This window comes from Streptococcus oralis ATCC 35037 (assembly GCF_900637025.1).
In the GTDB taxonomy this organism is placed as follows: domain Bacteria; phylum Bacillota; class Bacilli; order Lactobacillales; family Streptococcaceae; genus Streptococcus; species Streptococcus oralis.
Genome location: NZ_LR134336.1, coordinates 1559395 through 1583910, shown reverse-complemented (window position 1 = coordinate 1583910; position 24516 = coordinate 1559395). Strand labels below are relative to the sequence as shown.

At 41.1% G+C, this 24516-nt stretch carries 14 protein-coding genes; 11 read left to right on the top strand and 3 right to left on the bottom strand.

What is annotated here, in order from left to right; all coding sequences use genetic code 11:
* Positions 1-40: 40 nt before the first annotated feature.
* From EL140_RS07965 to dnaJ, 11 genes are all read left to right on the top strand, one after another.
* Entirely contained in the window at positions 41-628 is a 588-nt protein-coding gene (locus EL140_RS07965; RefSeq protein WP_001168156.1) for a TlpA family protein disulfide reductase, read from the top strand.
* Positions 629-687: 59 nt separating this feature from the next.
* Positions 688-9333 (top strand): LPXTG-anchored isopeptide-forming adhesin PadA, encoded by an 8646-nt coding sequence (gene padA / locus EL140_RS07960; RefSeq protein WP_001204248.1) that lies wholly within the window; start codon positions 688-690, stop codon positions 9331-9333.
* Between the two features lie 75 nt (positions 9334-9408).
* Positions 9409-11223 carry a G5 domain-containing protein gene (locus tag EL140_RS07955; RefSeq protein ID WP_000087620.1) on the top strand — a complete coding sequence of 605 codons (1815 nt, stop codon included), beginning with the start codon at positions 9409-9411 and terminating at the stop codon, positions 11221-11223.
* A 361-nt stretch (positions 11224-11584) separates the two neighbouring features.
* The gene (locus EL140_RS07950; RefSeq protein ID WP_126475669.1) at positions 11585-15934 is read left to right on the top strand and encodes an LPXTG-anchored SHIRT domain periscope protein; all 4350 of its coding nucleotides are present in this window, start codon (positions 11585-11587) and stop codon (positions 15932-15934) included.
* A gap of 157 nt (positions 15935-16091) precedes the next feature.
* The gene (locus tag EL140_RS07945; protein WP_000423974.1) at positions 16092-16412 is read left to right on the top strand and encodes a PadR family transcriptional regulator; all 321 of its coding nucleotides are present in this window, start codon (positions 16092-16094) and stop codon (positions 16410-16412) included.
* Positions 16412-16987, top strand: coding sequence for a DUF2812 domain-containing protein (locus tag EL140_RS07940; protein ID WP_000412549.1), 576 nt, complete (start codon positions 16412-16414; stop codon positions 16985-16987). Before EL140_RS07945 ends, EL140_RS07940 begins: the two co-directional genes overlap by 1 nt.
* A gap of 34 nt (positions 16988-17021) precedes the next feature.
* Positions 17022-17534 carry a DUF2812 domain-containing protein gene (locus EL140_RS07935; RefSeq protein WP_001083802.1) on the top strand — a complete coding sequence of 171 codons (513 nt, stop codon included), beginning with the start codon at positions 17022-17024 and terminating at the stop codon, positions 17532-17534.
* 160 nt (positions 17535-17694) lie between these two features.
* A complete protein-coding gene (hrcA, locus tag EL140_RS07930; protein WP_000255748.1) occupies positions 17695-18729 on the top strand; it encodes a heat-inducible transcriptional repressor HrcA in 1035 nt (344 codons plus the stop codon).
* A gap of 26 nt (positions 18730-18755) precedes the next feature.
* Positions 18756-19271 (top strand): nucleotide exchange factor GrpE, encoded by a 516-nt coding sequence (gene grpE, locus EL140_RS07925; RefSeq protein ID WP_000046025.1) that lies wholly within the window; start codon positions 18756-18758, stop codon positions 19269-19271.
* Positions 19272-19529: 258 nt separating this feature from the next.
* Complete coding sequence (gene dnaK / locus EL140_RS07915; RefSeq protein ID WP_000034683.1) at positions 19530-21353, top strand: molecular chaperone DnaK; 1824 nt, start codon at positions 19530-19532, stop codon at positions 21351-21353.
* A 461-nt stretch (positions 21354-21814) separates the two neighbouring features.
* Positions 21815-22951 (top strand): molecular chaperone DnaJ, encoded by a 1137-nt coding sequence (gene dnaJ / locus EL140_RS07910; RefSeq protein WP_001066317.1) that lies wholly within the window; start codon positions 21815-21817, stop codon positions 22949-22951.
* 77 nt (positions 22952-23028) lie between these two features.
* Here dnaJ and EL140_RS07905 read toward each other — a convergent pair whose 3' ends face one another.
* From EL140_RS07905 to EL140_RS07895, 3 genes are all read right to left on the bottom strand, one after another.
* Complete coding sequence (locus EL140_RS07905) at positions 23029-23688, bottom strand: hypothetical protein (protein ID WP_000782734.1); 660 nt, start codon at positions 23686-23688, stop codon at positions 23029-23031.
* Between the two features lie 63 nt (positions 23689-23751).
* Positions 23752-24030: a hypothetical protein gene (locus EL140_RS07900; RefSeq protein WP_000777741.1), complete on the bottom strand. Its 279-nt coding sequence runs from the start codon at positions 24028-24030 to the stop codon at positions 23752-23754.
* A 9-nt stretch (positions 24031-24039) separates the two neighbouring features.
* Positions 24040-24450 carry an HIT family protein gene (locus tag EL140_RS07895; RefSeq protein ID WP_001278311.1) on the bottom strand — a complete coding sequence of 137 codons (411 nt, stop codon included), beginning with the start codon at positions 24448-24450 and terminating at the stop codon, positions 24040-24042.
* Positions 24451-24516 lie beyond the last annotated feature (66 nt).

The window sequence follows — 24516 nt, the reverse complement described above, 5'->3', positions numbered from 1 at the left end:
TTCTACTCGCCATATTTCATTAAAAAGGAAAGGAGATTCTATGCAAAAAGATAAGTGGTGGCTTCCGTTTTTAGCAGTGGGAGTCATCATCGGATTGTCGGTGGGTTTGATTTATTATACTAGACCCGCTAAGGACGGAGAAGTAGGGACTTCATCAGTTTCGCAATCAACTTCAAGTGCTGAGAACAATACTGCCTTGAGTCTAAAAGGTCAACAACTTCCAGGATTTAAAATGACTTCTCAAGACGGTAAATTGGTTGCTAGTTCAGAGCTGTATGATAAACCTATGTTAATTGTCGAATGGGCTAGTTGGTGTCCTCATTGTCAGAAACAACTACCCATTGTTCAGCAGATGTATGAAAAGTATGGTGAACAGATCAATTTTGTTTTACTAAATATGAACGAACCTGGTAAAGAAACGAAGGAGAGTGCTGATCGATACATTAAGGAAAAAGGATACACTTTCCCTTATTATTATGACGAAGATCAATCAGCGGCAGATCTATTACAGGTTCAGACCATACCAAGTATGTATTTTGTAACCAAAAAGCAAGAAGTAAAAAATGTATTGGTTAATCATTCCAATGCGGAAAGCTTTTCTAAAGAGTTGCAAACACTACTCAGCTAACATATATCTACTATAGAAAAGGGGGAAGAAGAAATCACAATAGGATTTCAGAAATAGCAATGAGAGATTTCATTAAAAAGGTCTCCATATTGTTTATCATTTTATTCTTATCTGTTCCATTAGCCTTAATGGGACAGCTGCTTGGTAGCGCTGCAGCAAATGAAGGCGGTAGTACTATTGAAGTAGGTGGAAATACAAAGATAACACAAAATGGATGTTCCCGTAAAATTGAAAAAACGGAAAAAATTAGCTGGCGCCTGCCTAGAAAACCAGTGGATTTGGTAATCTTGCAGGATGCGAGTGGATCATTTAAGAACACCATTCCAAATGTCCAGAATGCTTTAAAAACTCTGACGACATTTGTGAAGGAAGAAGAGTATGATGAAAATAACCCACGTTTGGTTAAGACTGATAATCCAGATACATCAGACCGGGTTATGATGGCGACCTTCCAAGGTGCAGATGGATACAACTACTACTACAATAACGATTTTACAGGCCGTAAAGATGTTTATGGTAGTTGGGGACCTGACTATGATTACAAATACAAGGCAAGTAACTTGTCTTCTGACCAAAATGATATCCATCAATTCATTAATAATATTAAAGTAGCGGGAGGAACACCAACTGTTCCAGCTATTGACGATGTCATTGCTCAATATAATGAAAGAAAAGGGAATATGGCTAATGGTCGTAAAACTATCTTTCTTTTGATTACGGATGGTGTTGCCAATGGGAAACGTGACCCTGATGGTAAGGTTCGTCTAGAGTACAGTGACTATCGGAACAATATTCTTACACGTGCATGGAATTTTAATGAACTAACAGAGGCGTCTCAAAACGTTTTAGGGCGTGTGAAAGAGGTTAAGGAAGCATCTACAAGACTTAAAAATGTTGTTGGTTCTGAAGGAACAGTAGTAGTTGGTTTCTGGGAAGACGTAACAATCTTTGCGAATTCCAAAGCTCAGTACTATGACACATATAAAGAAGGTTATTCAAAATATTTTGATATAGGGGATAACCGAAGTGTCCAAGAGATTTTCCATGAAGCATTAGAGGGGATGGCTTCTCCAGCTAAAAATATCAATGGAAAAGATGTTTCCTTCTATGTTAATGAACAAAGCGATATCAATAAATTCTCAAGTCGAGTTCTAGAATCTGTTGGTGCTGCTCTGGTTAAAGAAGATATCAAAGGTGAGTTTGAAGTTACTCCAGGATATAAGGTAGATGCAGTTCGAATTAATGGTAAGAAGATTGTATCAAAGGTTACCGATTCGAAGAAAGAAATTCGTGGTAAGATTGTTCAAGAAGGAGACAAGGTTACAATCTCTGTTCCAGAGAGTGTCTTTAATCCAGGAAACAACAAGTTTGACTATGATTTGAGTAAGGAAGCACATGCTGAACAAGTTGATGAGGATGATGAGCAAGACCCTCCTGCAGACTACAAACCAGTTAAGGAGACAGTTCCAGTTCCTGAGCTGACTGGTAAATTTAAAGTTGGTGATTTTGCGACTGAAACAATCGGTGGTTCGAAAGAAACTGTAGAAGTTCAAAAACTTGAATACTGTTACCCAAGTGCCACCAAGAAAATTGCAGACCAAGATCAAAGCAATGATACTGGTACTATTGAAGATCCGCTTCAATTAACAAAAAAACCATCCTATGCAGCGAACTTGTCTGCCAAAGATGAAACATTTACTTATACAGTAGATTACAACTTTAACAACGCTCCATATGAGTTCAAGAAAAATGTTATGCTGACTGACCCTCTTGACTATCGTTTGGAAGTTGTAGGTCATCATGCGTCTGGCCCAGAAGGTACTATCCTGACACGTGTTGTGAAGCAAAAGGACGATCTTGGAAACGACCGAGAAGTTGTTGTTGCGGATGTACCAAGTGTGAATGGTTATGAATACTTAGTGCTTCAAAAAGCTAAAATGACCATTACCGTTCGCTTGAAGGAGCAATATCGCAATAATCAAGCGAGCAAAGAATTTATGGCCCTTCTTCAGGATAATGATGGTTTCGGTTTGCTGAACCAGGGTAATATCATGTGGAATGGTGAGGATAATAATCCTGATCCAAGTAACCATGCTAAAACAGCTGACAAACCAAGTACAATTCGACGCTCAAACCCAGTCTATGTCAAACCACCAGTCGAGACAGAAGTTACAAAGAAGGTCAATGATAAGGAACATGAAGATCTTAAGAAAGAAGAAGAACTCTTCGAGTACAAGGTGACTGTTCCATGGCCAGGCCTTGCAGATACATTCAGCCTTACGGATACAGTTGTTTCAGAGTTGGAAGTTCAGGCAGATAGCTTGAATGTAAAACTTGGTGAAAAAGATAATACTGAGTTGAAAACTGCTACAAAAGTTGAAGGTCAAACTGTTTCACTGACTCTTGATAAAACTCAACTTGAAAAAATCTCACGTAAGGTAACGCGTCGTAAAACTAAAGATGTTCAATACCTTGAATTGACCTTCAAGGCTAAGATTCGCCCCGGTGCTGACCTTTCTAAGTACAAGAAAGATGGTCAGGTTAAAGTGCCAAATACGGCAGATGTTGCCTTGAATGATATCAAGAAAACTTCTAACGAAGTAACGGTTACCCCACCAAAACCAAAAGAACCAACTATTGATAAGAAAATCAATGAAAACTTGGATAGCTTCCAAACGTTTGATGGGCAACCATACAACTACAACATTACAACAGCAGTACCAAGTGATGTTGCCAATTACAAGAAATTTGTGATTCGTGATACACTGGATGCTAATTTGGAACTTGCAGGAGACGTAAGTATTAAAGGTTCTGCAGCGGCCCTCTTTGATATCCACACCAATGGCCAAGAGATTACGGCAACGGTAAAGGATGGTCAGTTTGGTGAACTTGCAAAATACTCAACTGTTGAATTAGTCATTCCTGCAAAAGTTAAAAATGATGTGACAGGTACAACCATTGAAAACAAGGCTTCTATTTCCTTTACAAATGAGAATAATGTAGAGAAAGAAGTTGAATCGAAACCTGTCACCGTAACGCCACCTCCTGTAACGAAGAAGATCAATGAAACTCTTGATCACTTAGATATCGCGACAGGTCAAGCGTATAACTACAACATTAAGACAAAACTTCCAACAGATATTACAGATTACAAGAAATTTGTGATTACAGATACACTTGAAGGAGATTTGTCAGTTATCAATGAAACTTCAAGCAAACCAGTTATCAAAGGAGCAGCTGCAGCCTTCTTCGATGTAACAGTTGAGGGTCAAACCGTGACTGCAACGATGAAGGACTTTGCGAACGCTACAGCTCTTGCTGGTCAAGAAGTGGAATTGATTATTCCGGCTAAGATCAATGATGGAGTGAGTCGTATCAACATTCCAAATACTGCGAAGTTCAGCTTCACAGATAAGAACGATCATAGCGGAGAAAAAGAAACGAAACCTGTCACCGTAACCCCTCCATCAGAACCAGGTGTTGATAAGAAAATCAACGAAACACTGACAGAGGCAACAATCGGTGCGGAAACCGACTTTACTTATAATATCAAAGCGAAATTGCCAAATGATATTACAACGTACAAGTCCTTCGTTGTAACGGATACCTTGGATGAGAACTTGACTCCAGGTCAAGCTGAAATCAAGGGAGCTGCAGCGAAATTCTTCGATGTAACAGTTCAAGGTCAAACCGTGACTGCAACGATGAAAGATTTTGCGAATGCGGGTGACTACGGTAACCAAGAAGTAGAGCTCGTGATTCATGCCAAAGTGAAGAAAGGCTCAACTGTTCCATCTATTGAGAACAAAGCTAAGATTACTTACACCAACAAGAATGACCAACAAGGTGAGAAAGAAACCAAGCCGGTCACTGTTACACCACCACCAATCACGAAGAAGGTGAATGGTCAGGAACACGCAGATCTTGGTAAGTTATCAGAAATCTTTACTTATACGATTGACTCAACGGTTCCACATGTGGCAGATACCTTCACCATTTCAGATGATATCGTCAAAGAATTGGCATTTGAAGGAGAAGCAACGGTCACTGTTGATGGCCAAGCTGTTCAAGACCTCACTGTAACAACAGAAGGTCAACGTTTGACGGTCACATTTGGTAAAGAGCAAGTGAAACAATATGCTGGTAAAGCTGTACAAGTTTCATTTAAGGCTAAGGTGAAGGAAGGCATTACCTTTGATGCACTCTTAGCGACTTATCCAAATGAATCAAAAGACAAGCCGGTAGTACCAAATACTGCTAGCTACATCATTAATGATAATCCTGATTCTAAGAAAGAATCAAAACCAGTTACAGTTACACCACCACCAACCACTACTCCAGAGCTTAAGAAGGAAGTAAACGGAGCAGAACGTTATGATCTTGCAAAACGTAATGAAGAATTTACTTATACTTTGAAAACAACAATGCCTGCCAGCGCAACTGTGTTTGAGATGACAGACGAGTTGAAAGAAGTTCTAGAATTTGTCGGTGAGAATGCTTCAGCTACTGTTAAACTTGATGGTGAGGATGCAGGATCGAAGGCGACAGTGACACTTTCTGGTCAAGTCATCAAAGTTGCCTTTACAGAAGCTTCTGTAAAAGCAGATGCCGGTAAGTCAATTGAAGTGAATTTCAAGGCTAAGATTAGAGATAATGCCAACTTATCAGCTTATGTGAATAAAGATGGTAAGACTGAAATTCCAAACAAGGCTTCTTACGACATCGATCACAATCCGAAATATCACAAGGATTCCAATGAAGTCCCAGTAACGCCACCAACACCAGAAGTGCCAGAAATCAAGAAAGATGTGAACGGCAAAGAAGCTGAAACTCTTGACAAACGTGATGAAGTCTTCACTTACAACGTGAAAACAACAGTAGCGCAAGATGCGACAGCCTTCTCAGTCACAGATACACTAGTAGACGTTCTTGAATTCGCAGGAACTTCAAGTGCTAAATTGAATGGTCAAGCGCTTGAAGCAAACCAAATCAAGGTAGAAGGTCAAACCATCACCTTGACGCTTACAGAAGAACAAGTCAAAGCAAATGGCGGTCAAGCAGTTGAATTAACATTCGACGCGAAGATCAAAGCCGGCGCGAACTTGTTTGCGTATGTGAAGGAAGACGGTCGTACACAGATTCCGAATAAGGCTTCTTATGACGCAAGCTTCCCACACAAACCAGGAGTGCACAAGGACTCTAACGAAGTCCCAGTAACGCCACCAACACCAGAAGTGCCAGAAATCAAGAAAGATGTGAACGGCAAAGAAGCTGAAACTCTTGACAAACGTGACCAAGTCTTCACCTATAATGTGAAAACAAGTGTAGCGCAAGATGCGACAGCCTTCTCAGTCACAGATACCCTAGTGGGCGTTCTTGAATTCGCCGGAACTTCAAGTGCTAAATTGAATGGTCAAGCTCTTGAAGCAAACCAAATCAAGGTAGAAGGTCAAACCATCACCTTGACGCTTACAGAAGAACAAGTCAAAGCAAATGGCGGTCAAGCAGTTGAATTAACATTCGACGCGAAGATCAAAGCCGGCGCGAACTTGTCTGCTTACCTATCAGAAGATAAGACTGTGAAAGTTCCTAACAAGGCAGCTTACAAGGTAGATCTTCCAAACAAACCAGGCTTTACGAAAGACTCTAATGAAGTCCCAGTAACGCCACCAACACCAGAAGAACCAGAAATCAAGAAAGATGTGAACGGCAAAGAAGCTGAAACTCTTGACAAACGTGACCAAGTCTTCACTTACAACGTGAAAACAACAGTAGCGCAAGATGCGACAGCCTTCTCAGTCACAGATACACTAGTAGACGTTCTTGAATTCGCAGGAACTTCAAGTGCTAAATTGAATGGTCAAGCTCTTGAAGCAAGCCAAATCAAGGTAGAAGGTCAAACCATCACCTTGACCCTTACAGAAGAACAAGTGAAAGCCAATGGCGGTCAAGCAGTTGAATTAACATTCGACGCGAAGATCAAAGCCGGCGCGAACTTGTCTGCTTACCTATCAGAAGATAAGACTGTGAAAGTTCCTAACAAGGCAGCTTACAAGGCAGATCTTCCAAACAAACCAGGCTTTACGAAAGACTCTAATGAAGTCCCAGTAACGCCACCAACACCAGAAGAACCAGAAATCAAGAAAGATGTGAACGGCAAAGAAGCTGAAACTCTTGACAAACGTGACCAAGTCTTCACTTACAACGTGAAAACAACAGTAGCGCAAGATGCGACAGCCTTCGCGGTAACGGATACACTAGTGGATGTTCTTGAGTTCGCAGGAACTTCAAGTGCTAAATTGAATGGTCAAGCTCTTGACGCTAGCCAAATCAAGGTAGAAGGTCAAACCATTACCTTGACGCTTACAGAAGAACAAGCTAAAACAAGTGCTGGTCAAGCTGTTGAATTAACTTTCGACGCTAAGATCAAAGCGGGTGCTAACTTGTCCGATTATGTAACAGAAGATAAGTCAATCAAGGTTCCGAACAAGGCAGCTTACAAGGTAGATCTTCCAAACAAACCAGGCTTCACTAAGGATTCCAATGAAGTTCCAGTAACGCCACCGACTCCAGAAGAGCCAGAAATCAAGAAAGATGTCAACACGAAAGCTGAAGAAACACTCGCTGATCGTGATCAAGTCTTCACCTACAACGTGAAAACAAGTGTTCCAACAGATTCGACAGTCTTCAGTGTAAGTGATACACTTGAATCTGTTCTTGATTATGCAGGTTCAGCAAACGCGAGCTTGAATGGTCAAGCGCTTGAGGCTAGCCAAATCAAGGTAGACGGTCAAACCATTACCTTGACACTTACAAAAGAGCAAGTGAAAGCAAATGGTGGTCAAGCAGTTGAATTGAGCTTCACTGCGAAGATTAAAGCGGGAGCTGATTTGACTCCATATCTAACAGATCGTGGATTCACTGTTCCAAATACAGCTTCTTATGACGCGAAGTTCCCACACAAACCAGGGCTACACAAAGATTCGAATAAAGTTCCGGTAATCGTTCCAAAAGAACCAGAACCAGAAATTTCTAAGAAGATTAATCGTACCTTGGACCACTTGGATGTGGAATACGACGCACCATACATGTATAATGTCAATACAACTTTGCCAAAAGATATTGATAAGTACAAAGAGTTCACAGTCACAGATACACTCGAACCGGTCTTGGCAATCGCTGATACGCCAGTAGCCTATGTGGATGGTCGTGATGCAAATGGTGCCCTTGAAACAAGTGTTAAGGGAAATACAGTCACTGTGAAAGTGAAAGATTTCGCTCGATTGAAAGGTTTCAAAGAAATCCAATTGTATATTCCAGCTAAACTCAAAGCGAATAGCGATTTGAAAGCTTATAAGGACCAATTGGTACCAAACAAAGCAACTGTCAACTTCAAGGATGCGAATGGTCAATCTGGCAGCAAGGAAACAAAACCAGTAACGGTGAAACCGCGTGACCCAGAAAAACCAACAGATCCAACACCAGGTGAACCTGCTAAGACAGTTGGGCCAGAAGATGGATCTAAACCTGATAAAGACTACCACTTACCAAACGCTTTAGATACCTTCCGCTTCGATATCACTACACCGGTTCCAACAGATCCAGTAGATGAAAACGGAAATGCTAAGAAGGATCAATATGGTCGTCTTATCAAGACAGACTTGACTAGCTTTACGATCACTGATAAAATCGATTCAGTCTTGAAAGTCAACAAAGACCGTATCGCTCTTAAAGTTGAAAATGCTCAGTTTGACAAGATCAAAGCAACTCTTCAAGCTCAACTTGAACAGTCTGAGAAAGAACTCAAAGCTTTGACAGGCAAGTCAACAGAAGAGACTTCAACAGAGACTGGTAAGAAGGAAGAACTCAAGGCAGCGGAAGCTAAAGTAGCTGAATTGAAAGCGAAGTTGGAAGCAGCTAAGGCAGCGCAGCCAGCTAAACCAGCTGAAACTACAACACCAGCTACTCCAGCAACAGCTGCTGAAGAAACAACTCCAGCTACATCTGATTCTTATGCATCAGAAGATAAGAAACCTGCAACTAGCGAGCCAAGTCAAGATCTTGCAAGCTTGGAAGCAGAGTTGAAAGCAGCTGAAGAAAACTTGGCTAAACTTCAAGCACCAGCTGAGAAAGAATCAGAATTGGCACCAGCTGATAAGAAACAACAACAAGAGAAACTTGAAAATGAAATCAAGAAACTAAAAGAAGCTCAAACCAAGCTTCAAGCAGCTATTGATAAATTGTCTAAAGTTTCAAATGACCGCGGTGAATTAGTAGGTAAAGATTTAGAAGCAATTGCTACTGTTACTTACGATGAAACTAGCAATGTTGTGACTTTTGAAATCAGCGATAAGGATGTTCTTGAAGCCTTGAAGGGAAGTACCGTACGTCTTGTACTTTACACTAACTTCAAAGAAGGAACAGATTTTACAAAATTCACTGGTGGTGTACCAAATACAGCTGAAGTAAGCTTTAACCATAATCCAAAGCCAAAAACTACCAACAAAGTTGTGGTGTTCCCACCAACACCACCAACACCAGAAAAACCACAAACTCCGCCACCAGGTGGAACCGTTCCTCCAGCAGAACCTAAGAAAACATTGCCAAATACAGGTTCTGAAGGATCTTCAATCTTTGGAGTACTTGCAGCCCTAGCTCTAGGACTTGCTGGACTTCTAGTTTGGAAGCGTAAAGCTGAACGTTAGTATCATATAGTAAGAGGAGAGTAGAAAATTTTACTCTTCTCCTTACTGTATATTGAAAGTGTTAAGGAAAGAATAATGAGTAGAAAAAAATTATTAAAGTTAGGAATTTCTATACTTGCTTTAAATGCACTTGGAGTAGCCACTTATCATGTAGCTCCCGACTTGTATCAAATTCCAACAGTGCATGCGGAAGAGACACCAGCGGAAGATGAAGAAATTCCAGATGGCCAAGAGCGAAGTATTGCAAATACTTTCAAAAGAATGCTTGATAGTATAGAATCTTCAATTAAGGATTTTACAAATAGTCCAGATGAGGATAATAAAGAACTCCTAGAGGGTGATGTAGAAGAAGCAAAGAATTTTTTTGAGACTGCAAAGAAGGCAATGAAGAGTCCAGAAGGTCAAAAAAGTTTTGCGGCGCTTGAAGCTCGCTACAATTCTTTAAAAGCTAAGGCTGAGGCACTTCTCACTGGGGGAGATTTAAAAGAAGAACATCAAGAAGTCACAACTACTGAGGAGATTCCTTACCCATCTCGGACAGAAAACAATGCAGACCTCGCTGAAGGTACTCGAAAGGTAAAACAAGCGGGAGAAAAAGGTCAGAAGAAAGTTGTTTGGGATGTTACTTTGGTAAATGGCGTTGAGAAAAAACGTGATAGAAAGAACCAAACAGTAATTAAAGAACCAGTAGAAGAAATCATCGAAGTTGGAACTAAGAAAACAGGTGTTGAAACCAAAGAAACAGTGACTGTGGAGGAAAAAGTTGCTTTCAAAGAAGAAACGAAAGTAGATCCAGCACTGGATAAAGGTCAAACGCGTGTTGAAGAAGGTGAAGAAGGTATCGATGAAGTCACTTATGAAGTGACAAAAGTGGATGGTGTTGAAAAATCTCGTAAAGAAGTTTCACGCAAGACTAAGAAAGTTGCAAAAAACAAGATTACTTATACAGGTTCAAAAACTGTTGTAACGACTAAGGAAGTAACCAAAACTGAAGAAGTTGCCTTCCAGACTCGTGAGGTTGAAAATGCACTCTTAGCCGAAGGTGTTCGCCGAGTGAAAACAGCTGGGCAAAAAGGTGTTCGTACCATTGTTGAAACAGTGACTTACACAGACGGTGTTGAAACAGGCCGCGAGGTGAAATCAAATACAATCACTACTCCAGCAGTAGACGAAGTTGTCGAAATTGGAACTAAGAAAGCAGCGGTTGTAACGACTAAGGAAGAGACCAAGACAGAAGAAGTTGCTTTCCAAACTAAGGAAGTAACAAATCCAAATCTTCCAGAAGGAAGTCGTCAAGTGAAAGCTGTTGGTAAGAAGGGTGTTCGCACCATTGTTTATACAGTGACTTACACAGACGGCGTTGAAACAGGTCGCGAGGTGAAATCAAACACAATCACTACTCCAGCAGTAGACGAAGTTGTCGAAGTTGGAACTAAGAAAGTAGTAGCCCCAGTTGTAACGACTAAGGAAGAAACGAAGACAGAAGAAGTTGCTTTCCAAGTCAAAGAAGTGCAGAACGCAGACCTTCCAGAAGGCAGTCGTCAAGTGAAGATAGCTGGTAAGAAGGGTGTTCGCACCATTGTTTATACAGTGACTTACACAGATGGCGTTGAAACAGGTCGTGTTGAGAAATCAAGCACAATCACCACTCCAGCAGTAGATGAGATTGTCGAAGTTGGAACTAAGAAAGTAACTCCTACAACAACCAACGGTGATAAGAATGATACTGCAACAACAGGGAACCAAGCTGAAAGCACTAAGAAAGAAGAAACTGCAAGCCAAGAACAGAAAGTTCTACCAAGCACAGGTACAGCTTCTACCAGTCTTCTTTCAATGATTGGTTTATTTATCGCTGGTCTAGTAGGCTTTGTCGTTCGTAAGAAAGACTAAGGCTCTCTAATTGTACAAAAGCATCTTTTGTACGAGAAATACTAAAAAGAACCCAGAATTTATTCTTGGGTTCTTTTTTATAAAAAATTAAATATATTAATGTTTATGTGTAGCTTGAGTACGTTATGAAACTCATGGAGTGATAATAGGTTCAACAATAAAACAGCTATTTACATAGTGTAAACGCCTGTTCTGAAATTTTGATATTTTAATTATTCTCACCGAAAATTGACAATCTGGAAATACAAAAAAGTAAATATTTTTTTATATCTGCTTTCAATTTCCCTTTCTTTGTGTTAGAATGAGATGAATATTTCTTTTGAAATGATCAAATAATCATTTTTAGTTTTGGAGGTACATTATGAAATGGAAATATCGCATGAGAATGCCTTTTTCTACTATTTTCAGTAGAAAAAAACAGGCTTTTCTCGGACTAGTCGTTTTACTTTTTTCTATTTTTCTTCTTCCGCTTCAATCTTATGCGGCTTTAGAAGAAATAAAAAATGAAACGGATATCTCAACCTTGGATATTCGTAAGTTTAATTTGAACATCAACAATTTTAGTGTTTTATCTAAATCACAGGCTGTTGATCAGTTTCATTTATCGAATCCCCACTATGAATATCTCTGGGGTGGTGCCTATCCAGGCGAGATGGAGAACTTTACTCTTAAAGTAGATAAAAGTAAAAAGCAGGATCAAGTTTTTGAAAATCCTCTTTCTCTAAAATTCACAAATATTGGGACAGTCAATGGTAAGCAAGTAGATGCTTACTTAAAATTCAATAAGGTAACTCTTCACTATCTAAACACTGCTCAAGCAGAGTCTGAAATGAATAGTACTCAAAAATCTACTGTTGAATTTTTCTCAATTTCTGAATTATGGGAAAGTAGTGCTTTTGAAATTGGTAATGTTCCTTACGTAGATGCGAATCATGACTACATCATGAATAAAGCATTTTGGATTGATGCTGATGTAACAGCCGAGTTGAGTTATGCAGATGGTTCAGAGACAGATTTGAAGTTGGTCATGAAACCAACGGATATCGATGCAATGGATGCAAACAACTTGAAGGAAACCTTCTATATTAAAGGTTATCAAAATGATGTTAATCTTCGTCTGATGAACAATGCCAATGTTTTGAAACAGGAAGACCAAGGAGAACGAACTGCTTGGATTGCGACTCAGATTACAAGTGGTAGCTATTCTGAGAACAATATCTCTGGTTTCGCCCTTCGATCGAATAGTAATAGGATGAATTTTGCTTATTCATCAACAGAGGTTGCTTCGGCCGTCTTTGGTCTCTATGTTGAAAAACTTGATCCTAGCCCTGTTCTAGAAGTTGATCCTACAGAGATTCCAGCTAAAGAGGGGCAAAATATCACTTATAAAGCAAGGTTTAAAGTTCCGGTTCCTGGCAAAGATCTTTTAGCAGCGCCTTCATCTATCGAAATGGTTCAGAATTTTGATGAGCGCCTTGATTATCAAGAACTTAAAGTTGAATCAGGTGGAGTGACTCTGCAAGAAGGACGTGACTATACGATCGAGAAATCAGGTCAAACAGTTACTGTTAAAATGACACCTGAATACATAAAAGCAAATTCTTCTGCTGAAATTATTGTAACTTATAATACTACTACAAACAAAAAAGTGGAAGAAAAGGGACCTGAAAAAATTAACAACACTGTAACCTTGCATGTTGATAACTTATCAGCTCCTTCTAATCAGGTGAGCACTGCTCTTCTTTACGAAAAACACCATGAATTTGTCAGTGGAACTCCAGGTAAAGAGTTGCCACAAGAAGTGAAAGATTTGCTTCCAGCAACAGAAAAGAATTTACCTAATGGCAGTCAAGTAACGCCAACACAACCAAGTCAAACGGAAGTGAAGACAGCAGAAGGTACTTGGAGCTTCAAGTCCTATGACAAGGCATCAGAAACCATCAATGGAGCGGATGCCCACTTTGTCGGTACTTGGGAATTTACCCCAGCACCAACTTACAAGGCAACACATGAATTTGTCAGCGGAACGCCAGGAAAAGAACTTCCGCAAGAAGTGAAAACCTTGCTTCCAGCAGACCAAACAGACTTGAAAGACGGTAGTCAAGCGACTCCGACTCAACCAAGTCAAACAGAAGTGAAGACGGCAGAAGGTACGTGGAGCTTCAAGTCCTATGACAAGGCATCAGAAACCATCAATGGAGCGGATGCTCACTTTGTCGGTACTTGGGAATTCACCCCAGCACCAACTTACAAGGCAACACATGAGTTTGTCAGCGGAACGCCAGGAAAAGAACTTCCACAAGAAGTGAAAACCTTGCTTCCAGCAGACCAAACAGACTTGAAAGATGGTAGTCAAGCAACTCCAACGCAACCAAGCCAAACAGAAGTGAAGACCGCAGAAGGTACATGGAGCTTCAAGTCCTATGACAAGGCATCAGAAACCATCAATGGAGCGGATGCTCACTTTGTCGGTACTTGGGAATTCACCCCAGCACCAACTTACAAGGCAACACATGAGTTTGTCAGCGGAACGCCAGGAAAAGAACTTCCACAAGAAGTGAAAACCTTGCTTCCAGCAGACCAAACAGACTTGAAAGACGGTAGTCAAGCGACTCCGACTCAACCAAGTCAAACAGAAGTGAAGACCGCAGAAGGTACATGGAGCTTCAAGTCCTATGACAAGGCATCAGAAACCATCAATGGAGCGGATGCCCACTTTGTCGGTACTTGGGAATTCACCCCAGCATCAACTTACAAGGCAACACATGAATTTGTCAGCGGAACGCCAGGAAAAGAACTTCCGCAAGAAGTGAAAACCTTGCTTCCAGCAGACCAAACAGACTTGAAAGACGGTAGTCAAGCGACTCCGACTCAACCAAGTCAAACAGAAGTGAAGACGGCAGAAGGTACGTGGAGCTTCAAGTCCTATGACAAGGCATCAGAAACCATCAATGGAGCGGATGCTCACTTTGTCGGTACTTGGGAATTCACCCCAGCACCAACTTACAAGGCAACACATGAGTTTGTCAGCGGAACGCCAGGAAAAGAACTTCCAAAAGAAGTGAAAACCTTGCTTCCAGCAGACCAAACAGACTTGAAAGATGGTAGTCAAGCAACTCCAACGCAACCAAGCCAAACAGAAGTGAAGACCGCAGAAGGTACATGGAGCTTCAAGTCCTATGACAAGGCATCAGAAACCATCAATGGAGCGGATGCTCACTTTGTCGGTACTTGGGAATTCACCCCAGCACCAACTTACAAGGCAACACATGAGTTTGTCAGCGGAACGCCAGGAAAAGAACTTCCACAAGAAGTGAAAACCTTGCTTCCAGCAGACCAAACAGACTTGAAAGACGGTAGTCAAGCGACTCCGACTCAACCAAGTCAAACAGAAGTGAAGACCGCAGAAGGTACATGGAGCTTCAAGTCCTATGACAAGGCATCAGAAACCATCAATGGATCAGATGTTAAGTTTGTAGGCACATGGGAATTTACAGCAAGCCCGGTTCCAACAGTGACTCATAAAGCAGTTCACGAGTTTGTCAGCGGAACTCCAGGCAAAGAACTTCCACAAGAAGTGAAAACCTTGCTTCCAGCAGATCAAACAGACTTGAAGGACGGCAGCCAAGTAACTCCAACTCAACCAAGTCAAACGGAAGTGAAGACAACAGAAGGCACATGGAGCTTTAAGTCCTACGACAAGACATCGGAAACAATTAATGGATCAGATGTTAAGTTTGTAGGCACATGGGAATTTACAGCAAGCCCGGTTCCAACAGTGACTCATAAAGCAGTTCACGAGTTTGTCAGCGGAACTTCAGGCAAAGAACTTCCACAAGAAGTGAAAACCTTGCTTCCAGCAGACCAAACAGACTTGAAGGACGGCAGCCAAGTAACTCCAACTCAACCAAGTCAAACAGAAGTGAAGACGTCAGAAGGCACATGGAGCTTCAAGTCCTATGACAAGGCATCAGAAACCATCAATGGAGCAGACGTTAAATTTACAGGAACTTGGGAATTTACCCCAGCGCCAACAGTGACTCATAAAGCGGTTCATGAGTTTATCAGTGGAACCCCTGGTAAAGAACTTCCACAAGAAGTGAAAACCTTGCTTCCGGCAGACCAAACAGACTTGAAAGACGGTAGTCAAGCAACGCCAACGCAACCAAGTCAAACAGAAGTGAAGACAACAGAAGGTACCTGGAGCTTCAAGTCCTACGATAAAACATCGGAAACAATTAATGGATCAGATGTTAAGTTTATAGGTACATGGGAATTTACAGCAAGCCCGGTTCCAACAGTGACTCATAAAGCAGTTCACGAGTTTGTCAGCGGAACTCCAGGCAAAGAACTTCCACAAGAAGTGAAAACCTTGCTTCCAGCAGACCAAACAGACTTGAAGGACGGCAGCCAAGTAACTCCAACTCAACCAAGTCAAACAGAAGTGAAGACAGCAGAAGGCACATGGAGCTTCAAGTCTTATGACAAGACATCTGAAATCATCAATGGAGCAGACGCACACTTCGTAGGCACCTGGGAATTCACTCCGGCCCCAATTAAAGATTCTGGAAATAATAGTCAACCAGAAGAAGGAAGTAGTCAAAAGCAGAACTTGTTACCAAACACAGGTTCAGCAGTATCTGGTCTTCTTTCAATCATCGGTCTTGCCTTTGCAAGCCTAGCAGCTTTTGTTCTTCGCAAGAAAGATTAAGCCACTCTTAGGAAATAACAAAATGACTTCTTAATTCCTGAGCCTAAGAAGAGAGAACGAGAAATCGTTCTCTCTTTTTCTTGCATTTTATATCGAGATGTGATATAGTTTATATATCGAGGTGCGATATATCGAATTAAATAGGAGGTGTGGTTAAATGGAATTAACAGATAAGATCAGGCGTGTTTACCTTCCCATGACTGAAACGGGGTTTTATATCTTGTTTTGTCTACAGAAGGAGAACCATGGATATGGTATCACACAAAAGGTCAAGGAGATGACAGATTCGCAAGTTTTGATTAGTCCAGGGACTATGTATGGAACCTTGTCAAAGATGGAAAATGATGGCTTGATTTCCTTTATCCGGGAAGAGGAAAAACGTAAAATCTATCAGATAACAGACTTGGGACGAAAAGTCTTAGATATTGAATTGAAACGTATTGAACGGCTCTATAGAAATAGTCGGGAGGAAGGATGATGGAAAAGAAAAATGTTTATCGAATTTTTACAATTGCGGATTATGAGAGGGAGGCTCTATACTTTAGAGAAATGCATGCCAAGGGCTGGAAGCTTAGGAAAGTAAGCTATTCTATCTTATTGTTTGTGGTTAAGTATACCTTTGAAAAGTGTCAGCCGGAACAAGTATCTTATCAGTTGGATTTTTATCCAATGAAAACATCAGAGAAAACCTCTTATTTGCAACTGTTTAAAGACTGTGGCTGGGAGCATATTACAGACTTTAATGGTTTTTCTTATTTTAGAAAAGCACATTCTGAAATTGAATCGGATGCAGAGTTTGAAATTTATAATGATGCTACTGGGAAGTTAGATATGGTTCATCGGATTTTAAGACTGCGGTTGCTTCCTGTTTTGTTTTTCTTGTCAATGTTGATTCCGTTGTTCTTAAAGTTGCTCAGTGAAAGAGACGTTTTTAGTGGGCTAGTGTTTTTGCTTACTATCATAGATTGTGTTTTATTGTTGGCTCTTGTGGTTCAGATTTCTTATATTTTTTGGAAATTGTTTCAAAAATGGAAAGAATTATCTGATAAATGAAGCAATACCTGTTTTCTAATCTGGAGGTAAGACAATGAATAGTGAAGTACAATTTCGGATTTTTACAATAGTTGATTTGGACAAGGAAGAAGAATATTTACATGAGATGCACTTGAAAGGTTGGAGATATAGAACTAATCGTTTTGGCTTTTTCTATTTTGAACAATGCCAACCAGATGATGTCATCTATCATATCTATGACTCTAGATTTTTTAAAAAGTATAAGCATGAACTACAAGATTTTAGAAATAGAGGTTGGGAATTGATAGAAACAGATTTTTGTTTAATTCTTCGTAAACCAACTTCTGATATACTTTCAGAGGATCAAGTCTATATGAGTAAGGGTCTCAGATGGGAAGTTATGCGGTCTAGACTTCGTTCCTGTATAGCCACTTTTTCAGGTGGTCTTGTTGTTTTCATGAGTTTGTATCGAGAAAATTTGTCTCAGTCTTTCTTTATTATTTTCGTTTTATACGCTTGCTTGATTTCTTATCTAATCTATGGTTTTTTCAGACTTAAAAGGAAATACCAAGTAGATGAGAAGTGAGATTCTAGGTCTTCAGACTGATTTTTAGCACTCTTGGCAAAAGAGTGCTAATTTTTTGAGTTTTTGTCTTGACATTCTCTTCTAAGGGTGTATAATAGAATCATGAGTTAGCACTTGGATGCATAGAGTGCTAATTGATCGGACAGAGAGGAGTGATGAGATGGTTACAGAGCGTCAGCAGGATATTTTAAATCTGATTATTGACATCTTTACCAAAACGCACGAACCTGTCGGATCCAAGGCGCTACAAGAGTCTATCAATTCTAGTAGTGCTACCATTCGTAATGACATGGCAGCTCTAGAGAAGCAGGGTTTGCTTGAGAAGGCTCATACCTCAAGCGGTCGGATGCCAAGTGTCGCGGGATTTCAGTACTATGTGAAACACTCGCTTGCTTTTGACAGACTGGCTGAAAATGAGGTATACGAGATTGTCAAAGCCTTTGATCAGGAGTTCTTCAAACTGGAGGATATTCTGCAAGAGGCTGCTAATCTACTGACAGAACTGAGTGGCTGTACGGTAGTGGCTCTGGATGTTGAGCCGAGCAGGCAACGGTTGACAGCCTTTGATATCGTTGTTTTGGGACAACATACAGCCTTGGCAGTATTTACCCTAGACGAGTCCCGAACGGTTACCAGTCAATTTCTGATTCCAAGGAACTTCTTGCAGGAAGATTTGCTGAAACTGAAGAGCATCATTCAGGAACGTTTCCTCGGTCATACCGTTCTAGATATTCACTACAAGATTCGGACGGAGATTCCACAGATTATCCAGCGTTACTTTACGACAACGGACAATGTCATGGATCTCTTTGAACATATCTTTAGGGAAATGTTCAACGAAAATATTGTGGTAGCGGGAAAAGTCAATCTCTTAAATTTTGCCAATCTAGCAGCCTATCAGTTCTTTGACCAACCGCAAAAGGTGGCCCTAGAGATTCGTGAAAGTCTGCATGAAGATCAGATGCAAAATGTCCGTGTTGCGGACAGTCAAGAGTCTTGTCTAGCTGACCTAGCAGTGATTAGCAGTAAATTCCTCATCCCTTATCGTGGTTTTGGAATTCTAGCGATTATCGGTCCGGTCAATCTGGACTACCAGCAATTGGTCAATCAAGTCAATGTTGTCAATCGTGTTTTGACCATGAAGTTGACAGATTTTTACCGCTACCTCAGCAGTAATCATTACGAAGTACATTAAGATTGAAATCATTAAAGGAGGCGAAAATGGCCCAAGATATAAAAAATGAAGAAATGAAAGAAGAGGAAGTTGTGGAAACAACTGAAGAAACAACTCCTGAAAAGTCAGAGTTGGACTTGGCAAATGAACGTGCAGATGAGTTTGAAAATAAATACCTTCGCGCTCATGCAGAAATGCAAAATATTCAACGCCGTGCCAATGAAGAACGTCAAAACTTGCAACGTTATCGTAGCCAAGACCTGGCAAAAGCAATCTTACCATCGCTCGACAACTTAGAACGTGCACTAGCCGTTGAAGGTTTGACAGACGATGTTAAAAAAGGATTGGAGATGGTGCAAGAAAGCTTGGTTTACGCTTTGAAAGAAGAAGGAATCGAAGAAATCGCAGCTGACGGCGAATTTGACCATAACTATCATATGGCCATCCAAACTCTCCCAGCAGATGATGAACATCCAGCAGATACCATCGCCCAAGTCTTTCAAAAAGGCTACAAACTCCATGACCGCATCCTACGCCCAGCCATGGTAGTAGTATATAACTAGGCAACAGAGCTTAAAAATTTTGTCCGAAATGACAATAAACTATGAAGAAAGATAAAAAGCAAGCTGGAGGCTTGCAAGGAAGATGTTGCCCGCCGTGGTGAAAGTTTCAGTAGCGTGTGCTACTGAAACAGGGGATTTTTGAGACAATTGGCTCAAAAATAAGTGATGAAATCCCGTAGGGAGTTGCTCACGTCCCCACCACTTAAGGGAAATATCAAAAAAATCAAAATTCGAATTAAACTTTAAGGAGAAAAACACATGTCTAAAATTATTGGTATTGACTTAGGTACAACAAACTCAGCAGTTGCAGTTCTTGAAGGAACTGAAAGCAAAATCATCGCAAACCCAGAAGGTAACCGTACAACTCCATCTGTAGTATCATTCAAAAACGGAGAAATCATCGTTGGTGATGCTGCAAAACGTCAAGCAGTAACAAACCCAGATACTGTTATCTCTATCAAATCTAAGATGGGAACTTCTGAAAAAGTTTCTGCAAATGGAAAAGAATACACTCCACAAGAAATCTCAGCTATGATTCTTCAATACTTGAAAGGTTACGCTGAAGAGTACCTTGGTGAAAAAGTAACCAAAGCAGTTATCACAGTTCCAGCTTACTTCAACGATGCTCAACGTCAAGCAACTAAAGACGCTGGTAAAATCGCTGGTCTTGAAGTAGAACGTATCGTCAACGAACCAACTGCAGCAGCTCTTGCTTACGGTTTGGACAAGACTGACAAAGAAGAAAAAATCTTGGTATTCGACCTTGGTGGTGGTACATTTGACGTATCTATCCTTGAATTGGGTGACGGTGTCTTCGATGTATTGTCAACTGCAGGGGACAACAAACTCGGTGGTGACGACTTTGACCAAAAAATTATCGATCACTTAGTAGCAGAATTCAAGAAAGAAAACGGTATTGACTTGTCTACTGACAAGATGGCAATGCAACGTTTGAAAGATGCGGCTGAAAAAGCTAAGAAAGACCTTTCTGGTGTAACTTCAACACAAATCAGCTTGCCATTCATCACTGCAGGTGAGGCTGGACCTCTTCACTTGGAAATGACTTTGACTCGTGCGAAATTTGATGATTTGACTCGTGACCTTGTAGAACGTACAAAAGTTCCAGTTCGTCAAGCCCTTTCAGATGCAGGTTTGAGCTTGTCAGAAATCGACGAAGTTATCCTTGTTGGTGGTTCAACTCGTATCCCAGCCGTTGTAGAAGCTGTGAAAGCTGAAACTGGTAAAGAACCAAACAAATCAGTAAACCCTGATGAAGTGGTTGCTATGGGTGCTGCCATCCAAGGTGGTGTGATCACTGGTGATGTTAAAGACGTTGTCCTTCTTGATGTGACACCATTGTCACTTGGTATCGAAACAATGGGTGGCGTCTTCACAAAACTTATCGATCGCAACACTACTATCCCAACATCTAAATCACAAGTCTTCTCAACTGCAGCAGACAACCAACCAGCCGTTGATATCCACGTTCTTCAAGGTGAACGCCCAATGGCAGCTGATAACAAGACTCTTGGACGCTTCCAATTGACTGATATCCCAGCTGCACCTCGTGGAATTCCTCAAATCGAAGTAACATTTGATATCGACAAGAACGGTATCGTGTCTGTTAAGGCTAAAGATCTTGGAACTCAAAAAGAACAAACTATTGTGATCCAATCTAACTCAGGTTTGACAGACGAAGAAATCGACCGCATGATGAAAGATGCTGAAGCTAACGCTGAAGCAGATAAGAAACGTAAAGAAGAAGTAGACCTTCGTAACGAAGTAGACCAAGCTATCTTTGCGACTGAAAAGACAATCAAGGAAACTGAAGGCAAAGGCTTCGACGCAGAACGTGATGCTGCCCAAGCTGCCCTTGATGACCTTAAAAAAGCTCAAGAAGACAATAACTTGGACGAAATGAAAGCGAAACTTGAAGCATTGAACGAAAAAGCTCAAGGACTTGCTGTTAAACTCTACGAACAAGCCGCTGCAGCCCAACAAGCTCAAGCAGGAGCAGAAGGCGCACAAGCAACAGGAAACGCAGGAGATGACGTCGTAGACGGAGAGTTTACGGAGAAATAGGCGGTGAGACAGAACTAAAAATTGAAAGTTTTTAGTTCGTAGTCGAACCCCCGCGAGGATGATTAGGATTTTTGGGAGTCTGAAAGACGAACCCAAAATCCAATCAGCTACTGCGTCAAAAGTTGTTTTGAAAATTAGATGAGGCGGATAGGTCTTTGTCTTAGCCTTGGTCTGATGTCATAAGTATAGGAAGAAATCCAGAGGTTGCAACCCAGCCTCTGTTTTTCGGTAAGAAAAGAGTTGGAACGTAAATTTTTGGTTCTTCTTTAAACTAAGTTAGAAAGGAACTGAAACTGACCTAAATCGAGGTTTCGTTCCGCAATATTAACAGAAAGGAATAAGGGTGTTCGTAATTGAACTCAAGCGGAAAGCTTGGAAATTAGATAAACCTCCTAAGAAATCAGGGTTTCTTGTCGGTTTCCTAAATTTCAGTCGCTTTCTGTTCGCTCTTAGTATCTTGTATGAACAATACTGAATTTTATGATCGTCTGGGGGTGTCGAAAAACGCTTCGGCAGACGAGATCAAAAAGGCTTATCGTAAGCTTTCGAAAAAATATCACCCAGATATCAACAAGGAGCCTGGCGCTGAGGAAAAATACAAGGAAGTTCAAGAAGCCTATGAGACTTTGAGTGACGACCAAAAACGTGCAGCCTACGACCAGTATGGTGCTGCGGGTGCCAACGGTGGCTTTGGTGGTGCTGGTGGTTTTGGTGGCTTTGACGGAGCAGGTGGCTTCGGTGGTTTTGAAGATATCTTCTCAAGTTTTTTCGGAGGAGGAGGAGCTTCACGCAATCCAAACTCTCCTCGTCAAGGGGATGACCTCCAGTATCGTGTGAACTTAACCTTTGAAGAAGCTATCTTCGGAACGGAAAAAGAAGTTAAATACAATCGTGAAGCCAGCTGTCGTACATGTAATGGCTCTGGTGCTAAGCCAGGGACAAGTCCAGTCACTTGTGGACGCTGTCATGGTGCTGGTGTCATTAACGTCGATACGCAGACTCCTCTTGGTATGATGCGTCGCCAAGTAACCTGTGATGTCTGTCATGGTCGCGGAAAAGAAATCAAAGATCCATGTACAACTTGTCACGGAACAGGGCATGAAAAACAAGCTCATAGCGTACATGTAAAAATCCCTGCTGGTGTGGAAACAGGCCAACAAATCCGCCTCGCTGGTCAAGGTGAAGCAGGCTTTAACGGTGGACCTTACGGGGACTTGTACGTGGTGGTTTCTGTTGAAGCCAGTGATAAATTTGAACGTGAAGGAACAACTATTTTCTACAAGTTAAATCTCAATATTGTCCAAGCAACTCTTGGAGATACTGTGGAAATTCCAACTGTTCATGGAGATGTTGAATTGGTTATCCCAGAAGGAACTCAGACTGGCAAGAAATTCCGTCTACGTGGCAAGGGAGCACCGAGCCTTCGTGGCGGTGCCGTTGGTGACCAATACGTTACTGTCAATGTCGTGACTCCGACAGGTTTGAACGACCGCCAAAAAGCTGCGCTTAAAGAATTCGCAGCTGCAGGTGACTTGAAAGTCAATCCAAAGAAAAAAGGCTTCTTTGACCATATAAAAGATGCCTTTGAAGGAGAATAAAGTAAAAAGAGCCATCGGGCTCTTTTTTTGTTATCATTAAAAATTTAGTATCGAGAAATCATTCTCCAGTTAGTCTACTATCTATGCTTTTGAGTGAGCAAGCCAGCCTCATCCATCTCCTGGATGAGTTGCTTGATTTCCGCTTCTTTGTCATGCTTAACGGTGATGGTATCAATGTGTTTGATCGCCGAATTATCCTGAATATCTACTAAGGTCAAAGCTTTTTCATAGAATGCGATTCCCTTTTTTAGACTTTTCTGATCCTTCCAAGCTAGAATTGTGTAAGAAGAATTTGATTTCTTTCCTTTTTCTTGGAAATACTTCTCGCCCTCCTCCCCTAAAAATTGTATTAAACCACGATTGAATAAGTTGTCTCCTACTTTATAGTAGGAGATGTCTCCTGTCTGGAGGACATAGACTTTAAGTCGGTTTTTGGTGAGTTTTGGACTTTCCTTTAGAACGGGGTGGCTATTGACAACCTCATCTGAGAAAGTAACATAAAAATTTAAGCCCCCTCCCTCGTATTGATAGTGTCCATCTGATTCGACTTTCTCAGGAGGGAGGTCAAGGGAGATAAAGATTTGTTTTAAGGTTTCATTCCCATTTCGGATGTCACTCGGTGAAGCCTTGAAAAGATTCATCAGTAGTAGAAATGCCAAGGCTGCAAGCAGGCAGAGGCAACCACAAGGGATCGCGATGACCTTCGCTAGAACTTTTAAAGACTGTTTCATTTTCATTCCCTCCCTTTTCTGTTCGAATCTAGCAACCCAAAATGGATTTAAGGAAAGTTGGAGGCTTTCTTATTCTTGGTTTTCTTCTTGGAGAACCGCCATTCTGGTTTGGAAATCTTTTTCCAAGACTTTAAATTTGTAGGTTAAATCTTTTTGGTATTCTTTGATAAGTGCTTTTTGTTGGTCGATGATTTGTAGGCTGTTTTGGATGATATCCAAATCATCCTTGATAGCTTCGACGCGGTCAGTTGTATCTAGCACTTCATCCTGAATGGCTTGGCGATTTTTCACGACAAAATAACTTCCAGCTGCAGCTCCTGCGAATAGCAGTAGATTTGATAGTTTCATGGCATCTCCTTAAGCGTTTTTAATGGTTTCAGCGACTTGGACAAGTTTGTCAAAGTCAGGTTCGTGGGCGATAAAGTCAATCTTGAGGTCATCGTCTGCACCGTAGCGAGGTACGAGATGCACGTGAGTATGAAAGACTGTTTGACCAGCAACTTCCTCACAGTTGGCGATGATATTCATGCCGGCAGCCTTGGTAGCCTTCATGACTTTTTGAGCCACTGTTGGCACCTGGGCAAAGAGTTGGCTGGCACTTGCGGCATCCATCTCCAAAAGATTGTGATAATGTTCTTTTGGTACTACTAAGGTATGTCCAGGTGTTACTTGAGAGATATCAAGGAAGGCAAGAACCTGTTCATCCTCGTATACTTTTGAAGCAGGAATCTCCCCTGCGATAATCTTACAAAAAATGCAATCTGACATAAAATCCACCTCTACTGTATTGAATTTTGATATAATATAGCTACATTATACCAGATTCGGAGAAAA

Coding starts and splice junctions, on each gene's coding strand:
- EL140_RS07965 (WP_001168156.1), top strand. CDS start 41: ATGCAAAAAGATAAGTGGTGGCTTCCGTTTTTAGCAGTGGGAGTCATC.
- padA (WP_001204248.1), top strand. CDS start 688: ATGAGAGATTTCATTAAAAAGGTCTCCATATTGTTTATCATTTTATTC.
- EL140_RS07955 (WP_000087620.1), top strand. CDS start 9,409: ATGAGTAGAAAAAAATTATTAAAGTTAGGAATTTCTATACTTGCTTTA.
- EL140_RS07950 (WP_126475669.1), top strand. CDS start 11,585: ATGAAATGGAAATATCGCATGAGAATGCCTTTTTCTACTATTTTCAGT.
- EL140_RS07945 (WP_000423974.1), top strand. CDS start 16,092: ATGGAATTAACAGATAAGATCAGGCGTGTTTACCTTCCCATGACTGAA.
- EL140_RS07940 (WP_000412549.1), top strand. CDS start 16,412: ATGGAAAAGAAAAATGTTTATCGAATTTTTACAATTGCGGATTATGAG.
- EL140_RS07935 (WP_001083802.1), top strand. CDS start 17,022: ATGAATAGTGAAGTACAATTTCGGATTTTTACAATAGTTGATTTGGAC.
- hrcA (WP_000255748.1), top strand. CDS start 17,695: ATGGTTACAGAGCGTCAGCAGGATATTTTAAATCTGATTATTGACATC.
- grpE (WP_000046025.1), top strand. CDS start 18,756: ATGGCCCAAGATATAAAAAATGAAGAAATGAAAGAAGAGGAAGTTGTG.
- dnaK (WP_000034683.1), top strand. CDS start 19,530: ATGTCTAAAATTATTGGTATTGACTTAGGTACAACAAACTCAGCAGTT.
- dnaJ (WP_001066317.1), top strand. CDS start 21,815: ATGAACAATACTGAATTTTATGATCGTCTGGGGGTGTCGAAAAACGCT.
- EL140_RS07905 (WP_000782734.1), bottom strand. CDS start 23,688: ATGAAAATGAAACAGTCTTTAAAAGTTCTAGCGAAGGTCATCGCGATC.
- EL140_RS07900 (WP_000777741.1), bottom strand. CDS start 24,030: ATGAAACTATCAAATCTACTGCTATTCGCAGGAGCTGCAGCTGGAAGT.
- EL140_RS07895 (WP_001278311.1), bottom strand. CDS start 24,450: ATGTCAGATTGCATTTTTTGTAAGATTATCGCAGGGGAGATTCCTGCT.